General features: G+C 65.5%; 1 pseudogene. It reads right to left on the bottom strand.

Annotated elements, in window-relative coordinates:
* Positions 1-138 precede the first annotated feature (138 nt).
* Positions 139-504: pseudogene (locus tag B2J89_RS21660) on the bottom strand (tetratricopeptide repeat protein); the annotation flags it as partial.

Raw genomic sequence — 504 nt, 5'->3', positions numbered from 1 at the left:
AGTGCGAGGGCGGATTGCAGGAGGGAGCGCTTGTTCACGGAAACACCTTTCAGTCAGAGATGCGCCGATCTTAGGGTTACCCCTATCCAACCCCAACGACTATGTTTTCATTTTCTTAAGCCATTCAAACATAAGGAATCAGCTGCGCAGAGCGACGTTGTTGAGCTTGTCGAGCCGCTCGGGCCAGCCGCCTTCCGCCGCGGACTGCAGCAGGATGCGCGTCCAGGCCACCCAGGCGTCCCATTGCACGCGCTTGTCCCATGCGTTGCCCCAAGCGCTGAACGCCTGCAGCGCGCTCTCGGCCGCCTGCCGCGCCTCGGCCTGGCGGCCCGCCGACAGGTAGAGCTGCGCCAGCACCATCTGCGGCTCGCCCACCCACGGGTTGTGGCGCACGGCCTGCTCCATCACCGCGGTGGCCACGTCCAGGTCAACCAGCGGCATGTCCTGCTGGATCACCGACCAGTACAGCGCGGTGGCGGCCGCCTCGTCGGCGGCAGACAGCGG

The organism is Acidovorax sp. SRB_24 (assembly GCF_012931925.1).
The sequence above is the reverse complement of the archived record's forward strand: the minus strand, read 5'-3'. Positions and strand labels throughout refer to the sequence as shown.